General features: G+C 41.4%; 10 protein-coding genes. 7 read left to right on the top strand and 3 right to left on the bottom strand.

Annotated features, from left to right (window positions below):
- Positions 1 to 448 precede the first annotated feature (448 nt).
- A complete protein-coding gene (locus HZC31_02425; GenBank protein MBI5002215.1) occupies positions 449 to 1,162 on the top strand; it encodes a hypothetical protein in 714 nt (237 codons plus the stop codon).
- A gap of 18 nt (positions 1,163 to 1,180) precedes the next feature.
- Here HZC31_02425 and HZC31_02420 read toward each other — a convergent pair whose 3' ends face one another.
- The gene (locus HZC31_02420) at positions 1,181 to 2,194 is read right to left on the bottom strand and encodes a hypothetical protein (GenBank protein MBI5002214.1); all 1,014 of its coding nucleotides are present in this window, start codon (positions 2,192 to 2,194) and stop codon (positions 1,181 to 1,183) included.
- A 256-nt stretch (positions 2,195 to 2,450) separates the two neighbouring features.
- On the opposite strand from HZC31_02420, the gene HZC31_02415 reads away from it, so the two are divergent.
- From HZC31_02415 to alaE, 6 genes are all read left to right on the top strand, one after another.
- Positions 2,451 to 2,993, top strand: a complete 543-nt coding sequence (locus HZC31_02415) for a hypothetical protein (protein MBI5002213.1) — start codon at positions 2,451 to 2,453, stop codon at positions 2,991 to 2,993.
- Positions 2,994 to 3,112: 119 nt separating this feature from the next.
- On the top strand, positions 3,113 to 3,766 hold the full coding sequence (locus HZC31_02410; GenBank protein ID MBI5002212.1) for a 50S ribosomal protein L1: 654 nt from the start codon (positions 3,113 to 3,115) through the stop codon (positions 3,764 to 3,766).
- Positions 3,766 to 4,626, top strand: coding sequence for a 50S ribosomal protein L10 (locus HZC31_02405; protein MBI5002211.1), 861 nt, complete (start codon positions 3,766 to 3,768; stop codon positions 4,624 to 4,626). The genes HZC31_02410 and HZC31_02405 overlap by 1 nt, the downstream gene beginning before the upstream one ends.
- A 25-nt stretch (positions 4,627 to 4,651) precedes the next feature.
- The gene (rpl12p, locus tag HZC31_02400; GenBank protein MBI5002210.1) at positions 4,652 to 4,948 is read left to right on the top strand and encodes a 50S ribosomal protein P1; all 297 of its coding nucleotides are present in this window, start codon (positions 4,652 to 4,654) and stop codon (positions 4,946 to 4,948) included.
- Positions 4,949 to 5,174: 226 nt separating this feature from the next.
- Positions 5,175 to 6,089, top strand: coding sequence for a hypothetical protein (locus HZC31_02395; GenBank protein ID MBI5002209.1), 915 nt, complete (start codon positions 5,175 to 5,177; stop codon positions 6,087 to 6,089).
- A gap of 91 nt (positions 6,090 to 6,180) precedes the next feature.
- Complete coding sequence (gene alaE / locus HZC31_02390; GenBank protein MBI5002208.1) at positions 6,181 to 6,693, top strand: L-alanine exporter AlaE; 513 nt, start codon at positions 6,181 to 6,183, stop codon at positions 6,691 to 6,693.
- 6 nt (positions 6,694 to 6,699) lie between these two features.
- On the opposite strand, the gene HZC31_02385 is transcribed toward alaE, so the two are convergent.
- Together HZC31_02385 and HZC31_02380 are read right to left on the bottom strand one after the other, a co-directional pair.
- The gene (locus HZC31_02385; GenBank protein ID MBI5002207.1) at positions 6,700 to 8,223 is read right to left on the bottom strand and encodes an AMP phosphorylase; all 1,524 of its coding nucleotides are present in this window, start codon (positions 8,221 to 8,223) and stop codon (positions 6,700 to 6,702) included.
- Positions 8,223 to 9,326 (bottom strand): AI-2E family transporter, encoded by a 1,104-nt coding sequence (locus HZC31_02380; GenBank protein MBI5002206.1) that lies wholly within the window; start codon positions 9,324 to 9,326, stop codon positions 8,223 to 8,225. The genes HZC31_02385 and HZC31_02380 overlap by 1 nt, the downstream gene beginning before the upstream one ends.
- Positions 9,327 to 9,770 lie beyond the last annotated feature (444 nt).

The raw sequence follows: 9,770 nt of genomic DNA, 5'->3' as shown, positions 1-9,770 counted from the left end.
GTAGGACACATAACATTGGACAAAGCGAAGAATTATCTCGAGGCGCATCACGCCAAAGCCACTCTTTACTGGAATCCCATCCCCGAAGCGAAGCGGAGGGGCGAGCGAAGCGAGGCCTTTAGGCATGGGAGGATGTCAATTATTTTTTTCTTTATGCATCTTCTCTCTTTTTACAATCATAAAAACCCCATTGCACTAAAGTGCAATGGGTCCCCCGGACATTTTTGCCTTTGCTAGTGCGTGTTTGCGCTCTGCTTTGCGATTATCAAAGTGTATTCTTTCTGCTTTTGCGATGTGAAGATGTTTGCTGTACATATATTTTGGAAGAGACGTGGTTTATTTAAAGTTTGGTACTCTTAAAGGGGAAACCAAAGCAAGTTTTAAATACAGAAACAGCCAGGGAATAATCAGGTGAAACAAAATCGACGTCGAAGCAACACTCCGGTTAATGAATTACATTAAACAGCAGCACGCAAAAGGATTCACCAAAGAAGAAATTCGTGAACAATTGCTCAACGCAGGCTGGGAAGCAAAGACTGTTGATAAATATGTCAGTGAAACGCTCGTCAAAGAACAGACCTTTGAAGAAAGCAAAGAATTTGTTGAGCTTTTTGCGCGATACGGTCGTTTTCTTACTGAAGGCGAAGAAATTAAATTCAAATATAACATTGGCTTGTATATTGCAGTGGTCACGACAAAACGATTGATTCTTCTTCGAAAATTTCCAAAAGCGTTGATTGAATTTAATCTTGAAAATATCGAACTTGTAGAATACTACACTAATTTGAAAACAGTCAAAGCACTCTGGGCGGCAGCGTATTTAATTGGTTCAGTTGTGTTTTATTTTTTTAACTCTGTTTTATGGGACCGTTTGACGCTTCTGCTTCCTATCGCGGACAAATTCTTGGATATTCATCCTTTTTTTGACATGAATATTATCGCGCTGATTATTTTAGGATATTGTTTAACGATGGGTATTATTGATCTTCTTAACTTTTTACTCTCTTTTATTGGCAGAGTTCGCGTGCTTCCAAAAGGTGTTGGTCCGACAGACATTATTTCTCAGATGACGCCTGAAGTCGAGCAGTTTATTCAAACCATGCAGGAACGGATGGGATATAAGAAAGCTGGCGTTTCGGGCAACGCGCAAAATAGGACATAGTTAGAACACTATGGTGTTTTATTGTTCTTGTTGTTTATAGCTTGTAAGCATTCTTCTATATTCCTCAGAAGTTGCCGGGAGTTGAATTCCTCTCCTGTCAAAAAAATTGAAAATGATTTGTGCGCGTTGGAGAGGATCGGGATCATGTACACGAGCTAGTTCACTGCTAATTTCCTGAAGATCATTAATCCCCATTTTCATAACAAGATGGTAACTGAGCGGGGTTGGAGACATATTCTTGACAACGGTGGGATGTGTTTTGAATGCGTATTCAAGATAATGTTCAAGGAGATTTCGCGCAAGCAGCTGTTTTGCAGACTCAAAATCTGCTGGAATTTCTTCTTTATATCTGGCACTTTTATAATATTGCACCCACATCTCCCAATCGTGAACATGATTATGAACGCTGACTGTTGCATCAGGTACATCCTTGAGGTAACGCTCAGGCATATGCGCAGCGCCTATGGGAACAAGTGCACGAATTCTCGGCACTGCCTTTAGTTGGGGATAAAGCGCAACAATTCGGTCTTCAATGCTGTGCGCGCAAATCCCCATCTGTTCGTCGCGAAGACGGATGTGTTGGATACATCTGCTTATAGCGTTATAACTTTCAATAAGTACGGGAAGGTAATTCCCTCCAAGGAGCGTTTCGTAATTGGCATGGCTTACTGCATGACGATGATATGAGCTTGTCATATTCGCTTCTTGTGAACTTGGCCAACGTTCGAGGAACACAAGAGGCATTTTATGTTTCAAAAGAAGTTCTTGGAGCCGAGCATCGTACGCCCTGAATGTTTCATCTTTTGGGTTATTAAGCTCTCTTGCCCTTTTTTGAAGGTGCCGCTTTTGCTTATTACACATGGAAGAAGTTAAAATATCTTTATATGTATCTTCCTTTCTTTTGCATTCCTCTTCAGGAACGCAGGTATTTTCAGGAAGAACGACGTGACATGTATTCAGATACGGTATCAACAAATTAGCATCAGAAGGGCCAGCGTGCCGAATTTTTGCGACAACAAAATCTATTCCCATACCTGAAGAACCGTGCTGCTTCTTTTAAATATTTCCTATAATTTCTACTCACAAAAGGTAAAAATAATCCCGGACGGACATCCCAGGTCTGAAGACTTGGGCTTTCCCGTCGGGATTATTAAACATGTGAACTAACAGCTTCATCCCCGCACTAAAGTGTTGGGCTTTCACCGAGTTCCCATGTAAAAATTGATCTTTCAGACAACGCGCCAAGAATATCATAATCAATTTAAATCGTTTGTTATTTCTCTCCCTCATGACGTTAGAAAATATTTTTCATGCGCTTGTTGTGGATTCTGGTATTGGGTTGGAACAAATCTCTCGCGCACCTCAGTTACCGCACGTTCAGTCTGCGCGCATTCCCGCAGGCGGCGTCTGGCAATTGTTAGAGATGGATTGCACTCTGCAATATGGAAACTACGCAAAAGATCGTTCTGATGGCAGCGAGGATCTTTCTGTTACGCTCTCTCATAGCGCGGCGTATCGAGCTCTTAATCCAAGAGCTCGCTTTAACGACTACGAATTTCAATTGTTTCTTTGTGCTTTCGAATGCGATGAGCTCTTTCGTGCTCCTCATGGTTTAATGTTAGAAGTTTTTCCACCTAAAAATCGAGAGATGCGAACTGTTCTCCAATCTTTGCTTGAGACACAGAGAGTACAATTTGACACGTTTTATAGAACATTAGGAAGAAAAGTACCTGTTGAGTATCGCGATCATGTTTCTGAACAGGCTGCCAAAACACTGCTTTATACAATGCTTGGGGTTGGACAGCGCCTTGCTTCTGTTCCTGAAGGGTAGGATTGCTAAATTTTTGAATGAAAGCAAGAACAACAATCTTTATAAACAACCTCTTTTTCTTTCCATCTATCCCGCAGAACTACGATCCAATGGAACGTAGAAGGGTATAAGGTGAGAACTTGAAAAAAGAAACAATAGCAGCAGTAGTAAAAAAACTTAAACAAGATTCTAAGAAACGAGGATTCAAGCAAAACATTGATCTCATTGTCACGCTCCAAGGTTTAAATCTCAAAAAACCAGAAGAACAAATGGAATTTTTCGCAATGCTTCCCCACGGTCGGGGAAAGCCGGCACGCGTTTGCGCGCTTATCGGCGCGGAACTTAAAGAAGAAGCGACAAAAGTATGCGATAAAGTTATTCTTCAGGAAGAATTCGTAGAATACGCAAGCGACAAAAAGAAAGCAAAAAGACTTGCTTCTGAATATCAATTTTTTATCGCGCAGGCAAACATCATGGCGCAAATCGCAGGCGCGTTCGGGAAAGTATTTGGTCCACGTGGAAAAATGCCAAACCCAAAAGCAGGTTGCGTTGTTCCTCCTAAAGCAACACTCAAGCCACTCTATGATAAATTGCAAAAGACTGTCAAAGTCAGCGCAAAATTACAGCCACAAGTTCAATGCAGAGTTGGCAATGAAGAAGAAAGTGAAACAGACATTGTGGAGAATATTGATTCACTCTACAATCAAATATTACAGCACTTGCCACAGCATGAAGAAAACATCAAGCAAGTGTACTTGAAATTAACCATGTCAAAACCAGTTAAGGTGGAATAATGGCAGAAAAAATATCAGCAACTAAAAAAGAAAAACAAGGCACAGTCCAGGAATTTGTTTCCCTTATGGAAGAATATCCAATTGTTGGTGTGGTGAACATGAACAACCTCCCAACAAAACAATTGCAAAACATGCGCGCGCAACTTCGAAGCACTGTTGTTCTTCGCATGACCAAACGACGATTACTCAAAAAAGCAATCGATCAGGTTAAAGCAAAAAAACCAGGTATTGAACAGCTTGTTCCATACATGGAAGGCATGCCTGCAATGATTTTTACCAAAGACAATCCTTTCGCGCTTCAAAAAAAGCTTGGGAAAAACAAATCAAAAGCACCAGCAAAAGCAGGACAAGTTGCACCAAATGACATTGAAGTCAAAGCAGGTCCAACAAGTTTCGCACCAGGACCAATCATTGGTGAACTTGGCGCTGTTGGTTTGAAAGCAGGTATTGATGGTGGAAAAGTTGTTATCAAAGCAGATTCTATTGTCGCAAGAAAAGGAGATGTTATCTCTGATAAACTCGCGGCACTTCTTACACGACTTGGCGTTGAACCAATGGAAATTGGTCTTGACCTCACCGCAGTGTATGAAAAAGGAAGCATATTCACAAAACAAGTTTTGGCTATCGACGAAACTGTGTACATGAACAATTTGAGTCAAGCTGGACGATGGGCATTCAACCTTGCAGTTGACATTGCATATCCGACGAAAGGCACAACATCGTTCCTTGTACAGAAAGCTTTCAAAGACGCAAAAGGCTTGGGCGTGAGCAGAGGAATAATGACAAAAGAACTTGCTGGTGACATCTTGGCAAAAGCACAGCGCGAAATGCTCAGTGTCAAAGAAGCAAGTGGATGTTAGAACCTAATACTAGGAGGCAAAGAAAATGGAATATGTATACGCAGCAATGTTACTGCACAAAGCAGGACAAAAAGTAGATGAAGCGACTGTTAAGAAAGTGTTGGAAGCAGCGCATGTTAAAGTAGATGAAACTCGTGTTAAAGCACTTGTCGCGGCACTCGAAGGCGTCAACATTGACGAAGCTATCGAAAAAGCAGCAGCAGTACAGATTGCAGCAGCTCCGGCAGCAGCAGCTCCAGCTGAAAAGAAAGCTGAAAAGAAAGAAGAAAAGAAAGTTGATGAAGGCGCAGCAGCAGCAGGCCTCGGCGCACTTTTCGGATAGATTTTTTATTTTTTATCTTTATTAAAAAGTGGGCAAGAAAACCACGACCTTCAGGTCAGTGGATGAATTGCCCACAGCACGCCCACTTTTTAATTCCACAGACGCGCCAACAAGAGTTTGCGAGCCGTAAAACCCATGCCTTCAGGCATGGGATAGGCGAGCATAATAACATTGGCGCGTCTGTGTTATTTTTTTCAACTTTTAGATCAGTAGAACGAGCACAACGATGAATACCATGGAAGAACAACCAAAATCACCAGCTTCAGAAGAAACTTCTCAGTCAAAACATTCTGATCCTCATACTTCTGTTCAGGAATTGAAAGCAAAGCTTAACGCGATCAACGATGAAAAAGAAAAATGGTTCGCGAAACGGCTTGAAATTGGCAATCAAATCAAAGCAGAAATCCAAAAAATCAAAGATTCTCTCGAAAAACGAAACGCGCTCAGCGCGACTGTTCAGCAGGAAAAGAAAAAGCGCGATGAGTTGAACAAAATTATTTCTGAAAAAGTCAAAGAGGCAAAATCCCTTCAAGGCGACAAGAAAGAAGAAGTGAAAGTCGAGCGAAAAATGCACCCTGAAGAACTTCGCAAACAAATCGCAGGCCTTGAAAAGCGAATTGAAACAGAAGGACTTTCCTTTGATAAAGAAAAACAGATGATGAAGACGATTAATACGCTTCGAAAACAATACGCTACCGCGATGAAAGCAGAAGAAGGCTGGGCAAAATCCCGCGGCGTTTCCAAGGAAATTTCTGATCTTAAAAAACAGGCAAACGATGCGCACAAAGTTGTTCAGGAAAGCGCGAAAGAAAGCCAGACAAAACACGAAGCGCTTATTACAGAATCCAAAAAAATTGATGAGCTCAAAAAAGTTGAGAAAGAAGCGCATGACAAATTTATGGAACTCAAAAAGCAGTTCAATGAAACGAGCTCTCAATTGAAAATGTTATTGCCTGAACTTCGCGAAATGCGTGAGACTAAGAAAAAGCAACGCTTTGAACAAGAACGCTCCACTGAAGAACAAAACAAAAAGACCCTTGCGGAAAAAGTGCGCACTGTTGAAGAGAAACTGAAGTCTGGCGGTAAAAAAGTTAAATTGACGATGGAAGATTTACTGGCGTTTCAGGGCATGAAGGAGTAGGTTGATTGTTTTTCTTAATCTCAGATTATTCTAACTCTTAGGTAGTGATTTCTGGAAAACTTTATAAAACAGGCGTCCTTTCTAGACTTCGATGAATGAACCAACCTCTCTTGAAAAAATTGTTGCAGATACTCCCCGCTCTTCAAAAAAAGTTGCTGCTGTGGATACGTTTAGTAACATTACTTATACCACTGTTGTTGGAGCTGTTCTCGACGCTCTATCAGGATTAAATCTTTCTGGAATTGTTGCAGCAAGAATTGCTTCATGTGGGACAAATGTTCTTACTTCAGCTCCCTATGGCTGGTGGACAGAAAAAGTTTATCACTATACAAAAACCAATGAAAGTGCCGGCTTTGTAAGGAAGAGAGTTGTTGATTTACTCGCGTTTAACACATTTCAAATACCGGTTTATGCAACTGTTCTTGCGGTGGGCACTCTTGTTTCTGAAGGAGAAATTAATATTGAAAAAGTAAAAAATGGTGCCGAAAATTTATTTTATGCATCTCCATTTATTGGACCTACACTTGGTTGGTATATGGCTTCGTGTAGACGAATATTTGGCCTTAGAACAACGGCAGAAGGCGCATACAAAAGAATAGAGTAATCTTATTCACCTCATCTCCACTGCATTTTTCGTCTTTGTGATTTCTAACGCATAATCCAATCGTTCTTGGCTGTCAGAATAGACAGTAAACAATCGTTCTCCTTTCGTTACCTTGTCTCCTTTGTGATGGTACAAATAGACTCCTGCTTCTTGATCATGCGGCGCGCCCGCGATTCTCGCGATTTTATTCATCAACTCATTATCTATATGACTAATCGTGCCACTCTTTTTTGCAGTAATGGTATATGATTTCTTCGCGAGGCGAATGCTCTCTGGTTTAATTGCTTTTCCACCCTGCGCGACAATGATGTCCATGAATTTCTGATACGCTTTTCCTGTTTCCATAATTTCTCTTGCTATATCTTGACCAGTTCCTTTCTTTGCTTTTCCTGTGAGTTCAAGAAGCATTCCCGCCATTCGGATACTTTTATTTTTCAGAAGTATGGATCCTTTCGCGTTATTCTTTAACGTCCACAACACGTCGCGCGCTTCTAATGAAGGTCCTATTCCATTCCCGACTGGTTCGGACCCATCAGTAATAATCGCAGCGACTTTCATATGCAATCGTTTTCCGAGCTCGACGAATTTCTTTTCTAGCGATCGCGCATGCGTCATATCGGTAATCTTCGCGCCTCTTCCCACAGGAATGTCGATAAGGACGTGCGTCGCGCCGACAGATTTCTTTTTTGCCATAATGCTTGCCAATAATTGTCCTGTTGGATCAAGAGAAACAGGATGTTCCACCTGAATAATTTTGTCATCCGCAGGGGCAAGACTCATCGCTCCACCCCAGACAAGGCAGCCATTTGTTTTCTTGATGATTTGTTTCATTTCAGGAAGTGAGAATACTACTGGGCAAAGCACTTCCACAGTGTCTGCAGTTCCTGCTGCGCTCGTAATCGATCGGGAGGATGTTTTAGGAATGGTTAGCCCTGCCGCAGCAAGAATAGGAACAACAACCATTGAAGTTCTGTTCGCCGCAACACCTCCAATGCAATGTTTGTCGACAATAACTTTCTGCGGAAGATTGAGGGTGTTTCCAGAACTCACCATCGCATGCGTTAATGCAGTGATTTCATTCATATCAAGTTCATTCAGATAACATGCAGTGACAAAATACGTGAGTTCTATGTCAGAAATATTTCTCGCGGCAATGTCTTTGATGATTGTCTGTAGCTCTTTTGCAGTTAATCGTTTTCCTTCCAATTTTTTCTTGATATACTGAATAGAAACTGGCTTTTGCGCGGGGAGGATTTCTACAACATCTCCTGTCTTGACTTCAAGCGCACTCTGCGACTCCAAGAACAGTCCAATATCTCCGCAGCAAATCATGTGCGCTTTATGATTCGCCTTTTTGTCGCCATTCACTCTTCCAATGATGTCCACTGTCGCGACTACTTTCCTGCTCCCAAATTTTATGAGAATACGATCCGCAGGCCGCAAGTCCATGCGTGTCGCGTCTCTATCACAAAGAACCGCGATAGTGATATCTCCTGTTCCTATGGGAAGATTTTTGACTTTTAATTTCATTATGCACCGTCTTTCTCGTTTCTTTTTCTTCTGTTCATTTGAATCAATTTTTCTTTTTCATAAATTCTTATCAATGTGAACAAGACCGCAAGGATGATTGGACCAAGGAAAAATCCTATAAAGCCGAAGAGTGAGATTCCACCCAAGACACCGAGGAAAACAAGCGCAGGATGCAGTTTTGCTTTGTCTCCTATGATCTTTGGTTTTACTATATTTTCGACTAATCCTAGAACAATTCCACCATACGCCGCAATGATAACTCCCTTTAGGAGCAGTCCATTATCTCCTGTGTTCAGTCCAATACTTGCGTAGTACAGCGCCAAAGGCACCCAAACTAATGTCGGTCCTAAAAATGGAATGACTCCTAAAAACGCGATAAATGAACCGAGTAGCAGCGCGTGATCTATGCCCATGAGCGAGAAGCCAATCCACGCAAGAATTCCTTCTAGTACTGCGATAAATACTTGTCCAAAAACAACCGCGTCTGTTGTTTCTTTTAAGGTGTTGATCAAATATTCTTCATGCTCGAGTTTCATGGGAAGGAAATTCTTGACTGTCTCGAATAGTTTTTTCCCATCCATAAACAGGAAGAACATGAGGAAAATCATGACGAAAAACTCGAGGAATTTGCTGGGAAGCGAAGAGAGAAGGGCGAAGGTGGAGCTCATTACTTTCTGCGCGATATTGACGACGCTGTTTTTTAAGAAATCCTGAAGCACAGATCGTTCTTCATCGCTCAAAAAGGACATGTATGTCGAGCAAAATTCTGTGTTTCCATTCGTGCATTCAAGAAGCGTTGGGTCAGAGAAGGTTTCTTTTAACACGGTGTATTGTTCATACCCTTGTTGAGAGAGGGAGTGGAGCATAATTACAAGAGGAACGCTGAGGAGGATGAAGACTGCCGTTAGGACGACCAGTGAGCAGAGATACTTATTTGTGATCAACTTTCTATTGACAAAATTGTACACAGGCGAGAAAACGTAGACGAGAATGACTGCCGTGATGATCGTGAGAAGGAATGGTTTGAGGAGGAGGTACGCAACGTATAGGACGAAAATGAAGAAAATACTCAGCGCATATTTAGAGTACTGCGTGACATTCATTCGGGCACCTCTCTTTTTATTCCATTTTATGGAAAAGGAGGTATTTAAAGGTATAGCAAAAATCCTTAGCTTTCGAATGTTTTATGAGGATTTTTGCGGAATAGTTGAGTTCCAGATGATATTCGAATGCTTGGAACTCAACTATATTGGCAAGTTGAAATTGGTTTGCAAAATGAGATGAAAAAGAATAAAAAATGATAAAATTTATTGTTGGTATTGTGCTTTGTAAAATGCTCCACTTGTAAGAAGAGGGAGAACTTCTTTTAAGAGTGTTCCTTTTGCTTTTAGTAGTGGCTGAGCAGTTACTAAGAGCCTATCCCGAAAGGAATAAATAGTAGCTTTCTCATTGAATAGATATTAGGGAATGGGTCACGTGAGAATGAGAAGAGGTGACCCGATGGGATTAGTTGTTAGAGATGATGGTTGGAGAATTCCGGATGAACT

It is taken from the genome of Candidatus Woesearchaeota archaeon (genome assembly GCA_016214075.1).
Classification (GTDB): domain Archaea; phylum Nanobdellota; class Nanobdellia; order Woesearchaeales; family DSVV01; genus JACRPI01.
The sequence above is the reverse complement of the archived record's forward strand: the minus strand, read 5'-3'. Positions and strand labels throughout refer to the sequence as shown.

Bases quoted from the DNA above. Each gene is read 5' to 3' on its own strand.
- rpl12p (MBI5002210.1), top strand. From the start codon at position 4,652: ATGGAATATGTATACGCAGCAATGTTACTGCACAAAGCAGGACAAAAA.
- HZC31_02395 (MBI5002209.1), top strand. From the start codon at position 5,175: ATGAATACCATGGAAGAACAACCAAAATCACCAGCTTCAGAAGAAACT.
- HZC31_02385 (MBI5002207.1), bottom strand. From the start codon at position 8,223: ATGAAATTAAAAGTCAAAAATCTTCCCATAGGAACAGGAGATATCACT.
- HZC31_02380 (MBI5002206.1), bottom strand. From the start codon at position 9,326: ATGAATGTCACGCAGTACTCTAAATATGCGCTGAGTATTTTCTTCATT.
- HZC31_02415 (MBI5002213.1), top strand. From the start codon at position 2,451: ATGACGTTAGAAAATATTTTTCATGCGCTTGTTGTGGATTCTGGTATT.
- HZC31_02420 (MBI5002214.1), bottom strand. From the start codon at position 2,194: ATGGGAATAGATTTTGTTGTCGCAAAAATTCGGCACGCTGGCCCTTCT.
- alaE (MBI5002208.1), top strand. From the start codon at position 6,181: ATGAATGAACCAACCTCTCTTGAAAAAATTGTTGCAGATACTCCCCGC.
- HZC31_02425 (MBI5002215.1), top strand. From the start codon at position 449: ATGAATTACATTAAACAGCAGCACGCAAAAGGATTCACCAAAGAAGAA.
- HZC31_02405 (MBI5002211.1), top strand. From the start codon at position 3,766: ATGGCAGAAAAAATATCAGCAACTAAAAAAGAAAAACAAGGCACAGTC.